Here is a 22,022-nt window from a genome sequence, read left to right as displayed (position 1 = left end):
GCCGGGGAGATTAGCGACGAAGAAATTGGAACATACTAGTAAACAAGCAGCGATGGAGTTTATGCGTAGGTTTCGGACAAGCATATTAAGATTGGGAAAATCAAGGAGTGATTATTTATGATGATGAAGCGCATCATCCAGGCGGTCGGCGTGCTGCTCGGAGCGATGATGGGACAAAGCCTGTTCGCCACGCGCCTGACGGGCGGCTCGGAATGGATGAATCCGCTCATGGGAGCCTCCTCCGTCACGAGCGGAGGTTATCTTGGCGCCGCCATCGGAGCCGTAATCGGCTTGTTCGCCGCTTCGGCGCTAGCCGGACCTCTGTCCAAGGCGCTGAACGGGGCGATCGAAAGACTGTCCGGCATGCCCCCGGCGATACTCGCGTCGGGATTGCTCGGAGGAGGAACGGGACTTGCGCTCGCGGCTCTATTATATCCTTATTTGGGAGAGCTTCCTCGGATCGGCGGCATCGTGGCGGCGCTCGTCGCGGCGACTTTGTGTTATGCGGGAGTTCGCGTCGGAACCCGCAAGAAGGACGAGCTGGCATCCCTGTTCCAGGGCCGGAAGACGGCCGGGATCGCGGAAGAGGAGCAGCCTCGCTACGAGGAGCATAAGATTTTGGACACAAGCGTTATTATCGACGGCCGAATCGCCGATATCTGCAAGACCGGATTCATCGAAGGAACGCTTGTCATTCCCGAATTCGTGCTGGAGGAGCTTCAGCATATCGCGGACTCTTCCGACCTGCTCAAGCGCAATCGCGGACGGCGCGGACTGGACATCCTGAACAAGATCCAGAAAGAGCTGGACGTGCGGGTCCTTATCTATGAGGATGCGAACGACGAGCCGGGAGAAGTGGACAGCAAGCTGGTCAAGCTGGCCAAGGCCATGCGCGGCAAGGTCGTCACCAACGACTTCAACCTGAACAAGGTATGCGAGCTTCAAGGGGTGTCCGTTCTGAACATCAACGATCTCGCGAACGCGGTCAAGCCGGTCGTGCTGCCGGGCGAGGAGATCGTCGTCCAAGTCATCAAGGACGGCAAGGAGCATGGCCAAGGCGTCGCCTATCTGGATGACGGCACGATGATCGTCGTCGAGGGAGGAAGGGACTTCATCGGAACGACGATGGAGGTGCTGGTCACCAGCGTGCTGCAGACTTCCGCCGGCCGGATGATCTTCGCGAAGCCGAAACTATTGGAAAAAGCGCTCTGAACGAGTATGATTATAGGAAAACGGGCGGGACGCGCTCTAGGGTGTCCCGTTTTTCTTATGTCTATAAGCATCGCTAGGGAAGAGGGGACGCAGCATGGATTGGGGAGCGGTGATCGTCGCGGCCGGCCGGGGAACAAGAATGGGCTCCGCGGACAACAAGCCGTACCTGCCGCTCGGGGATCGGCCGGTGCTGGCGCATACGCTGGAAGCGTTCGAGCGCTGCGCCGCCGTGAGCAGCGTCGTGCTGGTGGTGGCGCCGGGCGAGGAAGGCAGGGCGAAGGCCGTCGCGAGCGAATTCGGCGCGCGTAAGGTGCGCGCGATCGTGCCGGGCGGCACCGAGAGGCAGGACAGCGTATACGCGGGACTCGACGCGCTCGCTACGCAAGGCGTGCTCGTGCACGACGCGGCGAGGCCGCTCGTCACGCCGGAGCAGATCGAGGCTTGCTGCCGGGAGGCCGAGCGGCACGGCTCGGCGGCGCTGGCCGTCCCGGTCAAGGACACGATCAAGATCGAGGGCGAGAAGGGCTTCATGACCGCGACTCCGGACCGCAGCGCCTTATGGTCGGTGCAGACGCCGCAGGCGTTCGGGCGGGAGGAGCTCATGCGGGCTCACCGGCTCGCGAAGGAAGAAGGAGCGTTCGCCACGGACGACACGATGCTGCTGGAGCGGCTCGGCCGCAAGGTAGCCATCGTCCCCGGAGATTACCGCAACTTAAAAATAACGACGCCCGAGGATCTTCCCGTAGCGGAGCTATTCTTGGCAAGGCGTCGACGGGAGGAACCGAACTAGATGATTAGAGTGGGACAAGGCTTTGACGTTCATCAGCTGACCGAAGGCAGGGACTGCATTATCGGAGGAGTCAAGATTCCTTATGAGAAAGGACTGCTCGGCCATTCCGACGCGGACGTGCTGCTTCACGCGATCAGCGACGCGGTGCTCGGGGCGCTCGCCCTGGGGGACATCGGGAAGCACTTCCCGGACACCGATCCGGCCTACAAGGACGCGGACAGCGTAAAGCTGCTCGAGCGCGTATGGGAGCTGGCGACGGAGCGGGGCTATAAGCTCGGCAACGCGGACGCGACGATTATCGCCCAGGCGCCGAAGATGGCGCCGCACATTCCGGCGATGGTCGAGGTGATCGCCCGTTCGCTGGGGGCGGAGACGTCCCAGGTGAACGTGAAGGCGACGACCTCGGAGAAGCTCGGCTTCACCGGGCGCGGGGAAGGGATCGCCGCCCAGGCGATTGTTTGCCTTGTCCGCGATGTGCTATGATTTCGGCATAAGTTTCGATATCGATACACGCCGCAGGTTATCGGCAATGCAGGCAACAAACGAGGAGGAACATCGCCATGTCTGACAAAGTACGCGTAAGATATGCCCCGAGTCCGACGGGCCATCTGCATATCGGCAATGCGCGAACCGCTATTTTCAATTACTTATTCGCCCGCCATCACGGCGGGGAATTCATCATACGGATCGAAGACACCGACGTGAAGCGCAACGTCGCCGGAGGCGAAGAAAGCCAGCTGAAGTACTTGAAGTGGCTGGGCGTCGATTGGGACGAGAGCGTGGATAAAGTCGGGCAGTACGGGCCTTACCGCCAGACGGAGCGTTTGGACATCTACCGCGAATATTGGCGGCAGCTGATCGATAACGGACAAGCTTACCGCTGCTACTGCACCGAAGAAGAGCTGGAGAAGGAGCGGGAGGAGCAGTCCGCCCGCGGCGAGACGCCGCGCTATTCCGGCAAGTGCCGCCGCTTAAGCGACGCGGACCGCGCCCGCCTGGAAGCGGAAGGCCGCGTGGCGAGCGTTCGCTTTCGCGTGCCGGAAGGCAAAACCTATGCCTTCGACGACATGGTGAAGGGCGAGATCTCGTTCAAGTCCGAGGAGTTCGGGGACTTCGTCATCGTGAAGAAGGACGGCATCCCGACGTACAACTATGCCGTGGCGCTGGACGATCATCTGATGGCGATCACCCACGTGCTTCGCGGCGAGGACCACATCACGAACACGCCTCGCCAGCTGATGGTCTACGAAGCGCACGGATGGGAGCCGCCGATCTTCGGACACATGACGCTGATCGTGAACGAGAGCCGCAAGAAGCTGTCCAAGCGCGACGAATCGATCATCCAGTTCATCGAGCAGTACGACAACCTGGGCTACTCCTCCGAAGCGCTGTTCAACTTCATCACGCTGCTCGGCTGGTCCCCGGAAGGCGAAGAGGAGATCTTCACCCGCGAGCGGCTGATCGAGATCTTCGACGCGAACCGCCTGTCCAAGAGCCCGGCGGTGTTCGATACCGTCAAGCTGAACTGGATCAACCAGCATTACCTGAAGGGGCTTCCGGTCGAAGAGCTCGCGAAGCTCTGCTTCCCTCACCTGAAGCAAGCGGAACGCCTGGCCGCCGAGCCGAGCGAGAAGGAGCTCGCCTGGGCGACCGCTCTCGTGACGCTGTACCGGGATCACCTGCGCTACGGGGCGGAGATCGTTCCGCTGTCCGATCTGTTCTTCCGGGAAGAAGTCGTTCTGGAGGACGATGGACGCGAGGTTCTGGCCGAGGAGAGCGTGCCGGCCGTCTTGAGCGCGTTCGCGCGCCAATTGGAAGCGGCAGGCGAAGCGAACTTCACCGAAGAGAACATCAAAGCCGCGATCAAGGCCGTTCAGAAGGAGACCGGCGCGAAGGGCAAGGGGCTGTTCATGCCGATTCGCGTCGCGCTGACCGGCCAGACGCATGGCCCGGACCTGAACGGCAGCATCTGGCTGCTCGGTTACGGCAGGGTGCTGAAGCGTCTGGAAGATGCTGCCGCCGGCAAACTGGCTTAAGGCGGGAACAAGCTGCCCGGCTTGCGTTTTCCGATAGAGACAGGGTTATCATAGTATTCGGATGGGAATTGGTCGCCCTTGTCGATTCGCGGGGGTTCGGATATACTGGCGTTAACAAGCTTCATACCGGAATCCGCGTCGAACAGGTAGAGTACGTTCCCGCCTCGGAAGTACAGAGAGAGCTGCGATTGCTGAGAGCAGCTTCTTCCGTGGGAACCGAAGTGCGCCTGGGAGCCGCATCGCCGAGCGAGTGCTTCAGCACAGCGGGTAGGCGATGCCGAATGGCCCTCGTTAACGGGCGAATGAGTTGGATAGCCGCCGTCCGCGTGCTCGAGCGGGGCTGTTCAAGCAGAGTGGGACCGCGTAACGATCGACGCCTCTGCAGCGAGATGCTGCGGAGGCGTTTTTTTGTCGTCGCCTTAAGTCCGCGGAATCCGTTCGAAGGGAATCGAGGGGGTAAGGACATGGGAGTATGGAGCAACATTCGTTCCGATATCGAGGCGGTATTCGAGAATGACCCGGCGGCGCGCAGCAGGTTCGAAGTCATCTTCACGTATTCCGGTCTGCACGCCATCTGGGCCCATCGCGTCGCCCACTATTTTTTCCGCCGCCGCTGGTTTACGGTCGCCCGCATGATCTCGCAAGTGAGCCGATTCATGACGGGGATCGAGATTCACCCCGGCGCCAAGATCGGCCGAAAGCTGTTCATCGACCACGGAATGGGAGTCGTCATCGGGGAAACGTGCGAGATCGGGGACGAGGTCGTCATTTACCAGGGGGTTACCCTCGGCGGCACGGGCAAGGAGAAGGGGAAGCGCCATCCGACGATCGGCAATCGCGTCGTCATCGCGTCGGGCGCCAAAGTACTAGGCTCGTTCACGGTTGGAGATAACTCGAATATCGGGGCGAATTCCGTCGTGCTTCGCCCGGTGCCGGCGGACAGCACGGTCGTGGGCATTCCCGGCCGGGTGGTGAAGCGCAACGGGGAGCGGGTCGGGGACCGGCTCGACCACACGAACCTGCCCGATCCGCTCATCGAAACCTTCCGCTTCATGCAGAAGGAGATCAACGAGCTGAAGGCGGAGGTCGAACGTTTGAAGGCGGAACGGAATAAAGAACATGAGGCGGCGGAACCCGAGAAGGTCGGAGCGGCCGCCCAGGAATCGTAAAGGAGAGTCGGAATCGTGACCTTGATGATTTATAACAGCCTTACCCGGGAGAAGGAAACGTTCGTCCCGCTGACGCCGGGCAAAGTCAATATGTACGTGTGCGGACCGACCGTGTACGACTACATTCATATCGGCAACTCGCGGCCGGTCATCTTCTTCGACGTCGTGAGAAGATATCTGGAATTCAGCGGCTATGACGTCAATTACGTGGTGAACTTCACGGACGTGGACGACAAGATGATCCGCCGCGCGAACGAACTCGGCATCACGGTGCCCGAGCTCGCGGAGAAGTACATCGCCGGCTTCAACGAGGACCGCGAAGGGCTGGGAGCCCGTCCGGCTTCGATCAATCCGCGGGTCACGGAGAATATTCCGGAGATTGTCGCGTTTATCGAGGAGCTCGTGGACAAAGGCTATGCGTACGAGAGCGGGGGAGACGTCTACTACCGCACCTCCAAGTTCCCGGAATACGGCAAGCTGTCGCATAAGAACCTTGACGAGCTGCAATACGGCATTCGCGTCGAGGTGGACGAGCGGAAGGAGAGCCCGCAGGACTTCGTTCTCTGGAAGGGCGCCAAGCCGGGAGAGATCTTCTGGCCGAGCCCTTGGGGCGACGGGCGTCCCGGCTGGCACATCGAGTGCTCCGCGATGGCTCGAACGTACGCGGGAGACACGCTGGACATTCACGGCGGCGGGCACGATCTGCAGTTCCCTCACCACGAGTGCGAAATCGCGCAATCCGAAGCGCTTACCGGCAAGCCGCTGGCGCGCTATTGGATGCATAACGGCTTCGTGAACATCAATAACGAGAAGATGTCCAAGTCGCTCGGCAACGGGATCAACCCCCGCGAGCTGCTGAAGCGCACGAGCGCGCAGGCGATCCGCTACATCATGCTGACGACGCATTACCGCAGCCCGCTGAACTTCAGCGAGGAGATCGTCCGCCAAGCGGAGAACAGCGTGGCCCGGCTCGCGACGAGCGCGGGCAACGTGAAGCACCGCTTGGGCAGCGTGCACGCCGAGCTTCCGGGAGGACCGGACGAGGAGCTGGCCGCCCGCCTCGAAGAGCTGATGGCCGAGTTCCGGGCGAAGATGGACGACGACTTCAATACGGCGGACGCCGTGACGGTATGGTTCCAGGTCGTCTCGGAGGCCAACGCTTACCTGCAGCGCGACGTCGCGAACGCGGCGACCCTGAACCTGCTCCTGAAGACGATCGGCGAGCTGGACGGCGTGCTTGGCCTGCTGCTGCCGGAGGACGGCGCCGAACTGCTGGACGAAGAGGTGGACAGCTTGATCGCCGAGCGGGCGGAAGCCCGGAAGAGCCGCGACTTCAAGCGGGCGGACGAGATCCGCGACCTCCTCGCGGAGAAGGGGATCCTGCTGGAGGATACGCCGCAAGGAATCCGTTGGCGGCGCAAATGACGGAGAAGGCCATGGACGGATTAACCGCGCCGGCTCCCGTTATCGCGCCTGTCGTTCCAAGCGACGTTCCCGTCAACCTGCTGCCGCCGATCGTGCTCGCGTATATCGGCGATGCCGTGTTCGAGGTGTACGTGCGGCAGCGGCTTATTCTCGAAGCGGCGATCCGCAAGCCGCATCAGCTGCACAAGGCGGCGTCCAAGCGCGTGTCCGCCGGCGCGCAGGCCCGCTTGCTGGAGAAGTGGCAGCCGCTCTTGACGGAGGAGGAAGCCGACGTCGTCCGCCGCGGGCGCAACACGAAGTCGGGACAGCCGCCGAAGAACGCCGACCCCGGCGCTTATCGGCTGGCGACCGGATTGGAATGCTTGGTCGGGTATTTGTATTACCGCGGAGAGCGGGACAGGCTTGAACAGCTGATCGGTCTGGCGTTCGAAGATGACCGGACGAATGAGTGAGGAGAGGAAGATCGAGATGAATAACCGCAATAGACCCCGCCCATCGTCAGGCGATTCGAGAAGGCAGGCCGAAGGAGGGCGGCCGCCCCGGGAGCGGGGCGATCGCTTCGGTTCCGGCGGCCGGTCCGGCCAGCCGGCGAAGCATCGCCGCGAGACGGCGCCGGCGGAGCAAGAGCCGCTGCAGCCCCTGCTTGCGGACGAGGAAGAGGGGAGCGGCGAAAGCTACCTGGCCGGCAAGCACCCGGTGCTGGAGGCGCTGAAGGCGGGACGGGCCTTGAATAAGATCTGGCTGTCCAACCAAGCGCAGCGCAGTCTCGTCCAGCCCATTCTGGACGAAGCGAAGTCCAGGGGAGTCGTCGTCCAGTTCGCGGACAAGAAGAAGCTGGACTCGCTCGTGCCGAACGTTCAGCATCAAGGCGTCGTCGCGCAAGCCGCCGCCGTCTCGTACGCGGAGGTGGAGGACTTGCTGGCGCTGGCTAAGGAACGCGGCGAAGCTCCGTTCCTGATCCTGCTGGACGAAGTGGAGGACCCGCACAACCTGGGCTCGATCCTTCGCTCGGTTGACTGCACGGGAGCCCACGGCGTCATCGTGCCGAAGCGGCGCAGCGCGAGCCTCACCGCGGTCGTCGCGAAGACCTCCGCGGGAGCGGTCGAATACGTTCCCGTCGCCAGGGTGGCGAACCTGGCCCAGACGATCGACCGCCTCAAGGAAGAGGGGATCTGGGTCGCCGGAGCGGACGCGGCGGCGACGCAGGACGTGTACGAGTCCGATCTGAGCGGTCCGATCGCGATCGTCATCGGCAGCGAGGGCAAAGGCATCTCGAGGCTGATTCGCGAGAAGTGCGACTTCCTCGTCTCCCTCCCGATGTTCGGCCACGTCAATTCGCTGAACGCCTCCGTCGCGGCGGGCGTCATCCTGTACGAGACGGTCCGCCAGCGGCGGGCTCGCCTGGAGAAGGAAGCGGCCGCAAGCAACAAGGGAGACGGGCATGCTTCGCCGTGAAGACGTCCTGATCGTCGACGGCTACAACATGATCGGCGCCTGGCCCGAGCTGGAACGGCTTAAATTGGACAAGCTCGAGGATGCGAGGGACCGGCTGCTCGATCTGCTCGCCAACTACCAAAGCTACGCGGGCATGACGGTCTACGTCGTGTTCGACGCCTTCCGGGTGCCGGGATTGGGCGCCGAGTTCAAGCAGCACCGTCTTAACATCGTCTACACGCGGGAGAAGGAGACGGCGGACGAATGCATCGAGCGGCTGGTCGGCGAGATGACGTCCGTGAAGCGCAACCTCTACGTGGCGACGTCCGACCAGACCGAGCAAAGGGTGGCGTTCGGGAGAGGCGCTCTCCGCCTGTCCGCCCGGGAACTGAGGCTCGCCGTGGAAGAAGGGAAGCGGGAGATCGAAGCCGCCCTCCGCAGAGAGCCTCCGCCCAAGCGCAACCCGCTCGGAGGCGTATTGAAGCCGGACGTTCAGCTGAGATTGGAGCTCATGAGAAGAGGGCAGTCCCTGGAGGCGGAAGATGATGGGGACGGATAACAGTTTTTCCAATGTCGAATCCTCGGAATCCGCGTCAAATAAGCTCGCATCGGTTGACGCTATTGGAATCATCAAGTATATTGTTAGTAGTTTGGAAGTTTCCAAACTAATACCTTCTCCGGCGTCCCTAGGCGTTGGAGATACCTTGAAGGTCGGAGGGATGATTCGTGAGCGTGGACGTTAACGATTTGATAGCACACGAATACGACTTCAAGACCGACGAGGATATCGTGGAAGCCGTTCGGCTTGGCGATTCCAACGCTCTCGAGTATCTGATCAATAAATATCGCAATTTCGTTCGGGCGAAGGCCCGCTCTTATTTTCTGATCGGCGCGGAACGGGAAGATATCGTGCAGGAAGGGATGATCGGTCTCTACAAGTCCATTCGCGACTTCAAAGGAGACAAGCTCGCTTCCTTCAAGGCGTTCGCCGAGCTGTGCGTCACCCGCCAGATCATTACCGCGATCAAGACCGCAACCCGCCAGAAGCATATTCCTCTAAACTCGTACGTATCCTTGGATAAGCCGATCTACGACGAGGATTCCGACCGCACGCTGCTGGACGTCATCTGCGGCTCCCGCGTCTGCGATCCGGAAGAGATGATTATCAATCAGGAAGAATTCTTCGGCCTGGAAGACAAGATGTCCGAGATTCTGAGCGACCTCGAGCGCCGCGTGCTTATGCTCTACCTGGACGGTCGTTCCTATCAGGAGATCGCCGTCGACTTGGACCGCCACGTCAAGTCTATCGACAATGCGCTGCAGCGGGTGAAGCGCAAGCTGGAGAAGTACTTGGAAGTAAGGGACATCGGACTTTAATCGAATGAGCTATTATCCATACTCTATCAAGGACAAGCAGTTTCCTATGCGGGCTGCTTTTTTTGATGCGCCGATTCTTCTTCCGAAGGGTCCGACTTCAAAAGCTAAGAGCGAGACTTATAAATTCCAGACGATGTAGAAAGAATGAGAATAGCTCTGTTGCCAGAAGAAGGTTCGCGGTTCCTCTAGCTCCCAATTCACTTTTCGTTGACATCGTATAGCCCCTGTGATAAATTATTTTAGTAACCTTAAGGTGGAGTTTTATGCACAGGCCCTGAATCTCGGGCGAAACGCCAGGTTTCGTTGTCGTGCAACGGCGGGACGGCGTTTGCGCTTGGATTCAATATGTTTATGAAGTTGGCAAGCCCGGGAGGTGGAACACATGCGGGTTATTATTACGCTCGCTTGCACTCAATGCAAGCAACGGAACTACACGACGAGCAAGAACAAACGGACGCACTCCGATCGCATTGAGCTGAAGAAGTTCTGCAAGTTCTGCAATGCGCATCTTCCTCATCGCGAAACTCGGTAAGTCGTAGGAGGTTTGGACGTGACTTTCCTGGCCAAAATGAAACAGAGCTTTGGGTCCTTTTTTGCGTTCTTCGGCGACAGTTGGAGTGAGTTAAAGAAGGTTAAGTGGCCTAAGCGTAAGGAATTGATCAGCTACACGATCGTCGTTATCGTCACCGTATTGCTGATCGCTATCTACTTCTGGGCACTGGACATCGGCATTTCTCAGCTCGTCGACCTCGTCATTTGACACAGGAACCAAAGGTGACATCGATGGAGAAAAGATGGTATGTTGTTCACACGTACTCCGGTTACGAGAATAAGGTAAAGACGAACCTGGAGAAACGCGTGGAGTCGATGGGCATGCAGGATAAGATTTTCCGCGTGCTCGTGCCAATGGAAGAGGAGATTGTCAACAAGGACGGCAAGAAGAAGACGGTGATGCGCAAGGTGTATCCCGGCTATGTCCTCGTTGAGATGATCCAGACAGACGATTCTTGGTATGTGGTGCGCAATACGCCCGGGGTTACCGGGTTCGTAGGCTCCACAGGATCGGGATCGAAGCCGACCCCTCTTCTGCCTGAAGAAGTGGAACAAATTCTGCGTCATATGGGCATGGAAGAACCTAAACCGGTCATCGATTTCGAGATCAAGGAGAATGTTCGCGTCAAGGTTGGGCCTTTCGCCAATTTTGTCGGCTCGGTCGAAGAGATCATGCACGACAAGAGCAAGCTTAAGGTGCACGTGAACATGTTCGGAAGGGAAACCCCGCTCGAGTTGGATTATACTCAGGTGGAGAAGATATAATTTATCCGGTTTCTAGGAAAGAGCGGGAGGAGCTAGAGGCTCCGTCTAACCGCATTATGGGGCAAGGAGGTGTGCAACATGGCAAAGAAAGTCATCAAATTGGTGAAGCTGCAAGTCCCTGCCGGCAAAGCAAACCCGGCGCCGCCTATCGGTCCTGCACTGGGTCAAGCGGGTGTTAACATCATGGCTTTCTGTAAGGAATTCAATGCTCGTACCGCCGATCAAGCCGGCCTGATCATTCCGGTCGTCATCTCGGTATTCGAGGATCGTTCCTTCACGTTCGAGACGAAGACTCCGCCTGCGGCTGTATTGCTGCGCGTAGCGGCTGGCATCCAGAAGGGTTCCGGCGAGCCGAACAAGAAGAAAGTCGCCACGGTAAAACGTGCAAAAGTACGCGAGATCGCCGAGCAAAAGCTCGTTGACCTGAACGCGGCTTCCGTTGAAGCGGCTATGCGTATGATCGAAGGTACCGCCCGTTCCATGGGCGTTGTCATCGAAGACTAATTCCGGGCGGATAGCATTCCGTAACCGGGTGTCCCGAACCTTGAGCGCTCGGGACATGTGGGAGGAGACTTCCGTTAAAACCACACAAGGAGGAGAACAACATGGCTAAACACGGCAAGAAATATGTCGAAGCCGCGAAGCTGATCGACCGCGATGCGACTTACGAGTCGCTCGAAGCGATCGAGCTCGTGAAGAAAGCCGCTTCCGCCAAGTTCGACGAGTCCGTCGAAGTTGCGGTTCGTCTCGGCGTTGACCCGAGAAAGCAAGACCAAAACGTTCGTGGCGTTGTTGTCTTGCCGCATGGCACAGGCAAAACGCAACGCGTCCTCGTATTCGCAAAAGGCGAAAAGCTGAAGGAAGCTGAAGCTGCCGGAGCGGACTACGTCGGCGATACGGACCTCATCAACAAGATCCAACAAGGATGGTTCGAGTTCGACGTCTGCGTCGCTACTCCGGACATGATGAGCGAAGTGGGTAAGCTCGGTCGTATTCTCGGCGGTAAGGGCCTCATGCCTAACCCGAAGGCCGGCACGGTAACGACTGACGTTGCCAAGGCCGTTCAAGAGATCAAGGCCGGTAAGATCGAATACCGTCTGGACAAGGCTGGTCAAATCCATGCTCCGATCGGCAAGGTATCGTTCGACGCTGAGAAGCTGAACGACAACCTGAAGGCTCTGATCGACGCATTGAACCGCGCTAAGCCGGCGGCTGCCAAGGGCGTGTACCTGAAGAACATCTCGATCTCTTCGACGATGGGACCCGGCGCTCGTCTGAACGCTGCTTCTTACCGTTAATCGGTCGAAGGAATAACCTGCCGATTGACAAGCTTTGTACGATCGTGTTAATCTGTCAAAGTTGAATATCGATACCGTAGACCGTAGGTGCCGCGAGGCTTAATTTCCTACCGAGGTGTGTGTATAGAATCTTAGCCGCTTCCCGCGAAGCGGATGGATAGATCGAACACGTCATGCCTCCGTAGAATCTGCGGAGGCATTTCTTATGCCCCGTGGATTCTGCGCGATTCCGATACGGTTGAATCAAGAACCAGGAGGTGTACGAAATGGCAAATGCGAAAATCATCGAAGCGAAGCAACAGGAAGTGAACGAGATCGCAACGAAGCTGCGCGAGAGCGCAAGCACCGTCGTGGCCGACTATCGCGGACTGAACGTCGCTCAAGTGACTGAGCTTCGCAAGCAGCTTCGCGAAGCCGGCGTCGAGTTCCAAGTTCTGAAGAACTCCCTGGTAAGCCGCGCAGCCGCTAGCGTCGAACTGTCCGAGCTGGATGCCGTTCTTACGGGTCCTACGGCAGTAGCATTCAGCAAGACGGATGCCGTCGCCGCAGCGAAGATCCTGAACGACTTCGCGAAGAAGAACGAAGCCCTCAAGCTGAAGGGCGGCGTTGTCGAAGGCCGTTACGTCGACGCGGCGCAAGTCAAGGCGCTGGCCGACCTGCCTTCCCGCGAAGGCTTGCTGTCCATGTTGCTCAGCGTCCTTCAAGCTCCGATCCGCAACTTCGCGCTCGCAGTCAAGGCGGTCGCGGAGAAGAACGAAGCAAGCGCGTAAGTCTAGCGCGTAGCACCAATCGCCGTCACAGGCACAACCAACAAACTTTAAAAAAACTATATTGGAGGTTCTATTTCCATGAGCAAAGAGCAAATCTTGGAAGCCATTAAGGGCATGAGCGTTCTGGAACTGAACGATCTCGTTAAAGCAATCGAAGAAGAATTCGGCGTAACGGCCGCTGCACCGGTTGCAGTCGTAGCTGGCGGCGCTGCTGCAGAAGTTGCCGAGCAATCCGAATTCGACGTTGTACTGGTTGACGCTGGCGCGTCCAAGATCAACGTTATCAAGGTTGTTCGCGAAATCACGGGCCTCGGCCTGAAGGAAGCTAAGGACGTTGTCGACAACGCTCCTAAGGCTATCAAAGAGAAGGTTGCCAAGGAAGAAGCTGAAGCTGTTAAGGCTAAGCTTGAAGAAGCTGGCGCTAAAGTCGAAGTTAAGTAATTCGCTTAACCTTCGAATAAGAATCGAACCCCTTGAAGATTCTCATCTTCGAGGGGTTTGTTCTTGAAGCGAGAGAAGGAGGAGACGGCAAATGAGCGAGCATTATTATACCCGGGAGCCGCAGACGGCCAGCGATCGCAAGTCGTTGACCGCCGAGCTAAGGGGCTTCAAGCTGCAGCTCACCTCCGATGCCGGCGTGTTCTCGCGGGACGGGGTGGACTACGGAAGCCGGGTTCTTATCGAACATATGGACATTCCGGCCGATGCTAGCGTATTGGATCTGGGTTGCGGCTACGGTCCCATCGGTCTTACCGCAGCCCGCCTTGCGCCGCGAGGACATGTCACGATGGTGGATATCAACGAACGAGCGGTTTCGCTCGCCGCCGAGAACGCGAAGAGGAACGGAATCGCGAATATCAGCGCCATGCAGAGCGATATTTACGCCGCCGTGGAAGGACGGCGATTCGATGTCATTTTGTCCAATCCTCCGATTCGCGCCGGCAAAGTCGTCGTTCATCGGATTTTGACGGAAGCCGCGGAGCATTTGAATCCGGGCGGCTCGCTGTGGATCGTCATCCAGAACAAGCAGGGCGCTCCGTCCGCGAGAGCCAAGCTGGAGGAAGTGTTCGGCGAGGAACAGGTCGAGGAGATCGGCAAGGATAAAGGCTATCGGATCTATCGGGCAAAATTGGTTTGACTTTACTGGTACGATGTGATACTATTGAAAAATGTCAGTATTAAGATGGGCTTATTGTCTTTAGCTCGCTAAAATGTCAAGCCCTTTTGCGATTTCAGGAATAGTTTATTGCCGCAAGGCGTATAATGGGTTTGTTTTGGGCAAATGACTGGATAATGATTGCCATTGTGCCGCCTACCGGCGCATAAGGGCTTTTCTTAGTTTACCCTATCCGGTTATTTGATCCGCGATTTAGCTTGCTTTTGCGCGTACGCCCGCGGAACGGCTGCCTCTGCTACTGCTGGAGAGAGGATCTCGTTCTCGCTTGTGTTGAAGTAGACTGAAGGGGTGAGGTTAACTTGGCAGGACATCTTGTTCAGTATGGCCGCCGAACGCGGCGCAGCTACGCCCGTATCAACGAAGTATTGGAAATTCCCAACCTGATCGAAATCCAGCAGCAATCGTACCAGAAGTTTCTGGACGAGGGTCTGCGCGAGATTTTCCAGGACATTTCGCCAATCACCGACTTCACGGGCAATCTCGTACTCGAGTTCATCGATTACAGCCTGGGCGAACCCAAGTATTCCGTCGACGAATCGAAGGAACGGGACGTTACGTTCGCAGCTCCGCTTCGCGTAAAGGTACGCCTGCTCAATAAAGAGACGGGCGAAGTGAAGGAGCAGGAAGTGTTCATGGGCGATTTCCCGCTTATGACCGAGACCGGCACCTTCATTATCAATGGCGCGGAACGGGTTATTGTCAGCCAGCTGGTTCGCTCTCCGAGCGTTTACTACAGCACGAAGGTCGACAAGAACGGGAAGAAGACGTTCACCGCTACCGTCATTCCGAACCGCGGCGCATGGCTCGAGCTCGAGACGGACGCCAAGGACATCGTATACGTGCGGATCGACCGGACCCGCAAGATTCCGGTAACGGTTCTGCTTCGTTCGCTTGGCTTCGGCACCGACGCGGAGATTCTCGATCTGCTCGGTCACGACGAGTTCATTCGCAACACTTTGGAGAAGGACAACACGGATTCCACGGAGAAAGCCCTCATCGAGATTTACGAGCGCCTTCGCCCGGGCGAGCCGCCGACTCTCGAGAACGCGCGCAGTCTCTTGATTGCCCGCTTCTTCGATCCGAAGCGTTACGATCTGGCCAACGTAGGCCGCTACAAGATCAACAAAAAGCTTCATATCAAGAATCGCTTGTTCAATCAACGTCTGGCCGAGACGCTGGTCGATCCTTCGACGGGAGAAATCATCGCCGAAGCCGGCCAAATGATCGATCGCAGGCTTCTGGATCAGATCCTGCCTATGCTGGAGAACAATGTCGGCTTCAAGACGTACCGCGTAACCGGCGGCGTCAACGAAGCGGAAGACATTCCTCTGCAAACCATCAGCGTATATTCGCCGGTGGAAGACGGCAAGGTCGTGAAGGTCATCTCGAACGGCCTGATTGACAAGTCCGTTAAGCATATTACGCCAGCCGATATTATCGCGGCGATAAACTACTTCATGAACCTGCTGCACGAGATCGGCAGCACCGACGACATCGACCACTTGGGCAACCGTCGTCTTCGCTCCGTAGGCGAGCTGCTGCAGAACCAGTTCCGCATCGGCTTGTCCCGTATGGAACGCGTCGTGCGCGAGCGCATGTCGATCCAAGACCAGAACGCGATTACGCCGCAGGCTCTGATCAACATTCGCCCGGTCATCGCGGCGATCAAAGAGTTCTTCGGTTCCTCGCAGCTGTCGCAGTTCATGGACCAGACGAACCCGCTTGCGGAGCTTACGCACAAGCGCCGTCTGTCCGCCCTCGGTCCAGGCGGTCTGACCCGCGAACGCGCGGGCATGGAAGTCCGCGACGTTCATCCGTCCCACTACGGCCGGATGTGTCCGATCGAGACGCCGGAAGGTCCGAACATCGGCTTGATCAACTCGCTGTCCACGTTCGCGCGGATCAACGAGTACGGCTTCATCGAGGCGCCATACCGGAAGATCGATCACACGACCGGCAAGGTTACCGACGAAGTCGTCTATATGACGGCCGACGAAGAAGATAACTACATCATCGCCCAGGCGAACGTGCAACTGAACGAGGACAATTCGTTCGCGGAAGATATGGTTATCGTTCGTTACAATAAGCAAGCCGACAACATCGTTACGATGCCGTCCAATCGCGTCGACTTCATGGACGTCTCGCCGAAGCAGGTCGTGTCCGTCGCTACCGCGATGATCCCGTTCCTAGAGAACGACGACTCCAACCGCGCTCTGATGGGATCGAACATGCAGCGCCAGGCGGTGCCTCTGCTCGTTCCGGACGCTCCGTTCGTCGGCACCGGCATGGAGCACAAAGCCGCGAAGGATTCCGGAGTATGTATCGTGTCCAAATACGACGGAATTATCGAGCGCGTAACGGCTAACGAAATTCAGCTCCGCCGCACGGAAGTCATCGACGGCAAGGAAGTAAAGGGCGATATCGTCAAGTATAAGCTGCAGAAGTTTATGCGCTCTAACCAAGGCACGTGCATCAACCAACGTCCTCTTAGCCGCAAGGGAGACATCGTCAAGAAAGGCGATATCCTGGCCGACGGTCCTTCGACGGATACGGGAGAATTGGCGCTGGGACGCAACGTCGTCGTCGCGTTCATGACTTGGGAAGGCTACAACTACGAGGATGCGATCCTTCTGTCCGAGAAGCTCGTTCGCGAGGACGTCTATACTTCGATCCATATCGAAGAATACGAGTCGGAAGCGCGCGATACGAAGCTCGGACCGGAAGAGATTACCCGCGATATCCCGAACGTAGGGGAAGACGCGCTGCGCAATCTCGACGAGCGCGGAATCATCCGCGTCGGCGCCGAGATCGGAGCAGGCGACATCCTCGTCGGCAAAGTAACCCCTAAGGGCGTTACCGAACTGACGGCGGAAGAGCGGCTGCTGCATGCGATCTTCGGCGAGAAGGCGCGCGAAGTGCGCGATACGTCCCTGCGCGTGCCTCACGGTACGGACGGAATCGTCGTCGACGTCAAGGTGTTCACCCGCGAGAATGGCGACGAGCTGCCTCCCGGCGTGAATCAGCTCGTTCGCGTTTATATCGCTCAGAAGCGTAAAATCTCCGAAGGCGATAAGATGGCAGGACGTCACGGCAACAAGGGTGTCGTCGCCCGTATCCTGCCGGAAGAAGACATGCCGTTCCTGCCGGACGGCACGCCGGTTCAGGTCGTACTGAACCCGCTGGGCGTACCGTCGCGGATGAACATCGGCCAGGTGCTCGAAGTCCACTTGGGCATGGCTTGCCGTTACCTCGGCATTCGCGCCGCTACTCCGGTATTCGACGGAGCAAGCGAGTACGACGTGTTCGATACGATGGAAGAAGCCGGCATGCAGCGCAACGGCAAGACGAAGCTGTACGACGGCCGCACGGGCGAGATGTTCGAACGCGAGATCACGGTCGGCGTCATGTACATGATCAAGCTCGCGCACATGGTCGACGACAAGATCCACGCCCGTTCGACGGGTCCGTACTCGCTCGTTACGCAGCAGCCTCTGGGCGGTAAAGCCCAGTTCGGCGGCCAGCGCTTCGGGGAGATGGAAGTGTGGGCGCTCGAGGCATATGGCGCCGCTTATACCCTGCAAGAAATCTTGACGGTGAAGTCCGACGACGTCGTCGGCCGCGTCAAGACTTACGAATCGATCGTCAAGGGCGAGAACGTGCCGGAGCCAGGCGTTCCGGAATCGTTCAAGGTCTTGATCAAAGAGCTGCAAAGTCTCGGTATGGACGTCAAGATTCTGGCCGGAGACGAGCGGGAGATCGAGATGAAAGAATCCGACGATGAAGATGATGCCACTGGCGACAAGCTGAACCTGAACCTGGAAGGTGCCGAGATCGGCGCCGAGTCCTAATAGCAGGGGAGCCGGCGGCGCCCCGCGCCGCCGATCGCCATCGCTATCTCGTTCTAGTCGGCCTAGTCGTTCCCGTTCCGAAATCCGCAGCAACGATGAAGGAGGGTTTGCTCCTTGTTAGACGTCAACAATTTTGAGTTTATGAAGATAGGTTTGGCCTCCCCGGACAAAATCCGTTCGTGGTCGAGAGGCGAAGTCAAGAAGCCGGAGACGATCAATTACCGTACGCTCAAGCCGGAGAAGGAAGGCTTGTTCTGCGAGAAGATCTTCGGACCGACGAAGGATTGGGAATGTCATTGCGGCAAGTACAAGCGCGTACGCTACAAGGGCGTCGTGTGCGACCGCTGCGGAGTGGAAGTCACTCGCGCGAAGGTTCGCCGCGAACGGATGGGCCATATCGAATTGGCCGCTCCGGTCTCCCATATCTGGTATTTCAAAGGCATCCCTAGCCGCATGGGCCTGGCGCTGGATATGTCTCCTCGTTCGCTCGAAGAGATTATCTACTTCGCATCCTACGTCGTGACGGATCCGGGCGATACTCCTCTGGAGAAGAAACAGCTTCTCTCCGAGAAGGAATACCGCAGCTACCGCGAGAAGTACGGGTATGCGTTCCAAGCCGGCATGGGCGCCGAAGCCGTCAAGAAGCTGCTTCAGGACATCGATCTCGACCGCGAGCTCGACGTGCTGAAGGAAGAGCTTCGCACGGCCCAAGGCCAACGCCGCAACCGCGCGATCAAGCGTCTGGAAGTCATCGAGTCGTTCCGCAACTCCGGCAACCTGCCGGACTGGATGATTCTCGACGTGCTGCCGGTCATTCCTCCGGAACTGCGCCCGATGGTGCAGCTGGACGGCGGCCGCTTCGCGACAAGCGACTTGAACGACCTGTATCGCCGCGTCATCAACCGTAACAACCGTCTGAAGAGACTGCTCGACCTGGGCGCTCCGGACATTATCGTTCAGAACGAGAAGCGCATGCTGCAAGAAGCGGTTGACGCCCTGATCGATAACGGCCGCCGCGGCCGTCCGGTAACGGGCCCGGGCAACCGTCCGCTGAAGTCCCTTAGCCATATGCTGAAGGGCAAGCAAGGCCGCTTCCGCCAGAACCTGCTCGGCAAGCGCGTCGACTACTCCGGCCGTTCGGTTATCGTCGTCGGTCCGGACCTGAAGATGTACCAATGCGGGCTTCCTAAGGAGATGGCGCTTGAGCTCTTCAAGCCGTTCGTCATGAAGGAGCTCGTTCAGAAGGGCCTCGCCCATAATATCAAGAGCGCTAAGCGCAAGGTAGAACGCGTAAGCGCCGAAGTTTGGGACGTACTCGAAGATGTCATCAAGGAGCATCCGGTTCTGCTGAACCGCGCGCCGACGCTTCACCGTCTCGGTATCCAAGCGTTCGAGCCGATCCTGGTCGAAGGCCGCGCCATCAAGCTTCACCCGCTTGTCTGTACGGCGTACAACGCCGACTTCGACGGCGACCAGATGGCCGTTCACGTTCCGTTGTCGTCCGAAGCCCAAGCGGAAGCTCGCCTTCTCATGCTGGCGTCGGGCAACATCCTGAACCCGAAGGACGGCAAGCCTGTCGTCACTCCGTCCCAGGATATGGTTCTCGGCTGCTACTACCTGACGATGGACAACAAGGAAGCGAAGGGAGCCGGCCTGCGCCTCTCCGAGGTGAACGAAGCCGTTTCCGCGTACCAACGCGGAGCCGCCCACCTTCACGCTCGCGTCGTCATTCCGGTTAAGGCTCTGAACAAGAAGTCCTTCACGGAGAAGCAGCAAGATGCCCTGCTGGTCACGACGATCGGCAAGATCATCTTCAACGAGATTTTCCCGGATACGTTCCCGTACATCAACGAAGCGACGAAGGAAAATCTGCTTAAGGGAACGCCGGAGAAGTACTTCATCTACGACAAGGGCGCCAACCTGGATGAGATCATGGCATCGATTCCGACTCCTGGAGCCGTAGGGAAGGAATATCTCGGACAAATCATCGGCGAATGCTTCAGCCTGTATCACACGATGCAGACCTCGATCATTCTCGATAACATCAAGAAGCTCGGCTTCACGTATTCGACCCGCGCGGGCATCAGCGTCGCGGTGGCGGACGTAACCGTTCCGGAAGAGAAGTTCGAGATTCTGAAGAAGTCGGATGAATCCGTCAAGCTTATTACGACTCAGTATCGCCGCGGTTTGATCACGGACGAAGAGCGCTACGACCGCATCATCGAGATCTGGTCGAAGACGAAGGACGAAATTACCGACGTGCTGATGAAGTCCATGGACCGCTACAACAGCATCATGCTCATGGTCGATTCCAAGGCGCGCGGCAACAAATCGCAGATCACCCAGCTGGGCGGGATGCGCGGACTGATGGCGACGCCGTCCGGTCGAATCTTCGAATTGCCGATCAAATCGAACTTCCGCGAAGGCCTGACGGTCTTGGAGTACTTCATCTCCACGCACGGAGCGCGTAAAGGTCTGGCCGATACCGCCCTTCGTACCGCGGACTCGGGTTATCTGACCCGTCGTCTCGTCGACGTTGCGCAAGACGTTATCGTTCGCGAAGAAGACTGCGGAACCGACAAGGGGATCGTGGTGTCCCGTATCGAGGACGGCAAGGAAATCATCGAGGACCTGTACGACCGTATCGAAGGCCGCTACGCGTTCGAGACGGTTCGCCATCCGGAGACGGGCGAGATTATCGTCGGACGCAACGATCTGATCGATGCCGGCAAGGCCGAGCAAATCGTCGGCGCAGGCGTTAAGAAGCTGCAGATCCGTTCCGTACTGAGCTGCCGCGCTCGCCATGGCGTGTGCAAGATGTGTTACGGACGCAACCTGGCAACGGGCAAGAAGGTCGAGATCGGCGAAGCGGTCGGCATCATCGCGGCCCAATCGATCGGCGAACCGGGAACCCAGCTGACGATGCGTACGTTCCACACCGGCGGCGTTGCCGGAGACGACATCACGCAAGGTCTTCCGCGTATCCAAGAGCTCTTCGAAGCCCGCAATCCTAAGGGTCAAGCGGTCATCTCCGAGATCGACGGCGTCGTCAAGGAGATTCGCGAGACGAAGGATCGCCGCGAAATCGAAGTGCAAGGCGATGCGGAGACGAAGGTCTATGCGGTCACTTACGGCTCGCGTATTCGCGTCTACGAAGGCCTGCACATCGAAGCCGGCGACGAGCTGACCGACGGTTCCATCGATCCGAAGGAAATCCTTCGCATCAAGGGCGTGCGCGGCGTGCAGAACTACATTCTGCAGGAAGTTCAGCGCGTATACCGGAACCAAGGCGTAGAAATCAACGACAAGCACGTCGAAGTCATGATCAAGCAGATGCTTCGCAAGATCCGGATCGTCGATCCGGGCGACACGAAGCTGCTGCCGGGCTCCTTCGTCGACGTGCACGAATATGAAGCGGCGAACCGCGAAGCGATCATGGCGGACCAAGAGCCTGCCGTTGCCCGCCCAGTCCTTCTCGGTATCACCAAGGCTTCGCTCGAGACGGATTCCTTCCTCTCGGCAGCCTCCTTCCAAGAGACGACTCGCGTATTGACCGACGCTGCCATCAAGGGCAAGGTCGACCGCCTGCTCGGTCTTAAGGAGAACGTTATTATCGGGAAGCTCATTCCGGCAGGTACCGGGATGTCCCGTTACCGCAACATCAAGGTCGTCTCTCCGCTGGATGAGCCAGAGGACGAGCAAGCCGATCTTGAGGCGGTTACGGTCGAGTAAGAGCAGCCCTCCAGCGGCCCCTTCGGGGGCCGCTTTCCTTTTCATAATTAAAATAGCTACCCCCATGTGCTTAACTTTTAACGACGTGAAGAATTTCCTTTCGTTTTGACGAACGCCCATTATCCACATGTGATTAACTATCCGCGAGACCAATAACCGCATTAACGATTAGCCTCCTTATGCACATATTCCCGAGTTGTACACCTCCCAGCTGTTGATAGCTTGCCATTCGCTCGATCCATCCCGACCTAACATAAACAAATCTTGTGGATACGATTCGAACTCTCCTAATATCCACATGTGGACAGCGCCATCGCCTCGCAGCACCGAATTCGAATCCCAAGAACAAAAAGTTGCCCACATGTGATTAACGCAGGCTCGTTCGGATTCGTTGGCCGGACGAACGAAACTTTTTCCTCATTTCATGGTATTAATTA

General features: G+C 58.2%; 20 protein-coding genes and 2 other annotated features. All 20 genes read left to right on the top strand.

The window, feature by feature from the left end; genetic code table 11:
* Positions 1–120: 120 nt before the first annotated feature.
* Positions 121–1,212 carry a PIN/TRAM domain-containing protein gene (locus H7B67_RS20615; RefSeq protein ID WP_185121773.1) on the top strand — a complete coding sequence of 364 codons (1,092 nt, stop codon included), beginning with the start codon at positions 121–123 and terminating at the stop codon, positions 1,210–1,212.
* 94 nt (positions 1,213–1,306) lie between these two features.
* Positions 1,307–2,002 carry a 2-C-methyl-D-erythritol 4-phosphate cytidylyltransferase gene (ispD, locus tag H7B67_RS20610; RefSeq protein ID WP_185121751.1) on the top strand — a complete coding sequence of 232 codons (696 nt, stop codon included), beginning with the start codon at positions 1,307–1,309 and terminating at the stop codon, positions 2,000–2,002.
* Positions 2,003–2,485: a 2-C-methyl-D-erythritol 2,4-cyclodiphosphate synthase gene (ispF, locus tag H7B67_RS20605; protein WP_185121750.1), complete on the top strand. Its 483-nt coding sequence runs from the start codon at positions 2,003–2,005 to the stop codon at positions 2,483–2,485.
* Between the two features lie 77 nt (positions 2,486–2,562).
* Positions 2,563–4,038 carry a glutamate--tRNA ligase gene (gene gltX, locus H7B67_RS20600; RefSeq protein WP_185121749.1) on the top strand — a complete coding sequence of 492 codons (1,476 nt, stop codon included), beginning with the start codon at positions 2,563–2,565 and terminating at the stop codon, positions 4,036–4,038.
* A 129-nt stretch (positions 4,039–4,167) separates the two neighbouring features.
* Positions 4,168–4,422 (top strand) — a binding site (T-box leader).
* Positions 4,423–4,502: 80 nt separating this feature from the next.
* Positions 4,503–5,207, top strand: a complete 705-nt coding sequence (gene cysE, locus H7B67_RS20595) for a serine O-acetyltransferase (RefSeq protein ID WP_185121748.1) — start codon at positions 4,503–4,505, stop codon at positions 5,205–5,207.
* Positions 5,208–5,222: 15 nt separating this feature from the next.
* Positions 5,223–6,632, top strand: a complete 1,410-nt coding sequence (cysS, locus tag H7B67_RS20590) for a cysteine--tRNA ligase (protein WP_185121747.1) — start codon at positions 5,223–5,225, stop codon at positions 6,630–6,632.
* An 11-nt stretch (positions 6,633–6,643) separates the two neighbouring features.
* Complete coding sequence (locus H7B67_RS20585) at positions 6,644–7,084, top strand: Mini-ribonuclease 3 (RefSeq protein ID WP_185121746.1); 441 nt, start codon at positions 6,644–6,646, stop codon at positions 7,082–7,084.
* 16 nt (positions 7,085–7,100) lie between these two features.
* Positions 7,101–8,087 carry a 23S rRNA (guanosine(2251)-2'-O)-methyltransferase RlmB gene (rlmB, locus tag H7B67_RS20580; RefSeq protein ID WP_185121745.1) on the top strand — a complete coding sequence of 329 codons (987 nt, stop codon included), beginning with the start codon at positions 7,101–7,103 and terminating at the stop codon, positions 8,085–8,087.
* The gene (locus H7B67_RS20575; RefSeq protein ID WP_185121744.1) at positions 8,074–8,625 is read left to right on the top strand and encodes an NYN domain-containing protein; all 552 of its coding nucleotides are present in this window, start codon (positions 8,074–8,076) and stop codon (positions 8,623–8,625) included. The genes rlmB and H7B67_RS20575 overlap by 14 nt, the downstream gene beginning before the upstream one ends.
* A gap of 167 nt (positions 8,626–8,792) precedes the next feature.
* Positions 8,793–9,443 carry an RNA polymerase sporulation sigma factor SigH gene (gene sigH, locus H7B67_RS20570; protein ID WP_185121743.1) on the top strand — a complete coding sequence of 217 codons (651 nt, stop codon included), beginning with the start codon at positions 8,793–8,795 and terminating at the stop codon, positions 9,441–9,443.
* A gap of 382 nt (positions 9,444–9,825) precedes the next feature.
* Complete coding sequence (gene rpmG / locus H7B67_RS20565) at positions 9,826–9,975, top strand: 50S ribosomal protein L33 (RefSeq protein ID WP_126961523.1); 150 nt, start codon at positions 9,826–9,828, stop codon at positions 9,973–9,975.
* A gap of 18 nt (positions 9,976–9,993) precedes the next feature.
* Entirely contained in the window at positions 9,994–10,203 is a 210-nt protein-coding gene (gene secE, locus H7B67_RS20560) for a preprotein translocase subunit SecE (RefSeq protein ID WP_185121742.1), read from the top strand.
* A 23-nt stretch (positions 10,204–10,226) separates the two neighbouring features.
* Positions 10,227–10,760: a transcription termination/antitermination protein NusG gene (gene nusG, locus H7B67_RS20555; RefSeq protein WP_185121741.1), complete on the top strand. Its 534-nt coding sequence runs from the start codon at positions 10,227–10,229 to the stop codon at positions 10,758–10,760.
* A gap of 78 nt (positions 10,761–10,838) precedes the next feature.
* A complete protein-coding gene (gene rplK / locus H7B67_RS20550) occupies positions 10,839–11,264 on the top strand; it encodes a 50S ribosomal protein L11 (RefSeq protein WP_185121740.1) in 426 nt (141 codons plus the stop codon).
* Between the two features lie 101 nt (positions 11,265–11,365).
* Positions 11,366–12,058, top strand: coding sequence for a 50S ribosomal protein L1 (gene rplA, locus H7B67_RS20545; protein WP_185121739.1), 693 nt, complete (start codon positions 11,366–11,368; stop codon positions 12,056–12,058).
* A 56-nt stretch (positions 12,059–12,114) separates the two neighbouring features.
* Positions 12,115–12,271, top strand: a sequence feature (ribosomal protein L10 leader region).
* A gap of 53 nt (positions 12,272–12,324) precedes the next feature.
* Entirely contained in the window at positions 12,325–12,828 is a 504-nt protein-coding gene (gene rplJ / locus H7B67_RS20540; protein ID WP_185121738.1) for a 50S ribosomal protein L10, read from the top strand.
* Positions 12,829–12,906: 78 nt separating this feature from the next.
* A complete protein-coding gene (rplL, locus tag H7B67_RS20535; protein WP_126961535.1) occupies positions 12,907–13,269 on the top strand; it encodes a 50S ribosomal protein L7/L12 in 363 nt (120 codons plus the stop codon).
* A gap of 91 nt (positions 13,270–13,360) precedes the next feature.
* Complete coding sequence (locus H7B67_RS20530) at positions 13,361–13,966, top strand: class I SAM-dependent methyltransferase (RefSeq protein WP_185121737.1); 606 nt, start codon at positions 13,361–13,363, stop codon at positions 13,964–13,966.
* Between the two features lie 338 nt (positions 13,967–14,304).
* The gene (gene rpoB, locus H7B67_RS20525; protein WP_185121736.1) at positions 14,305–17,853 is read left to right on the top strand and encodes a DNA-directed RNA polymerase subunit beta; all 3,549 of its coding nucleotides are present in this window, start codon (positions 14,305–14,307) and stop codon (positions 17,851–17,853) included.
* Positions 17,854–17,994: 141 nt separating this feature from the next.
* Positions 17,995–21,585 carry a DNA-directed RNA polymerase subunit beta' gene (gene rpoC, locus H7B67_RS20520; protein WP_185121772.1) on the top strand — a complete coding sequence of 1,197 codons (3,591 nt, stop codon included), beginning with the start codon at positions 17,995–17,997 and terminating at the stop codon, positions 21,583–21,585.
* Positions 21,586–22,022 lie beyond the last annotated feature (437 nt).

This window comes from Cohnella thailandensis (genome assembly GCF_014212135.1).
Lineage (GTDB): Bacteria > Bacillota > Bacilli > Paenibacillales > Paenibacillaceae > Cohnella > Cohnella thailandensis.
Note: the sequence above shows the minus strand (reverse complement) of the source record. Positions and strands in the feature narration are given on the sequence as shown.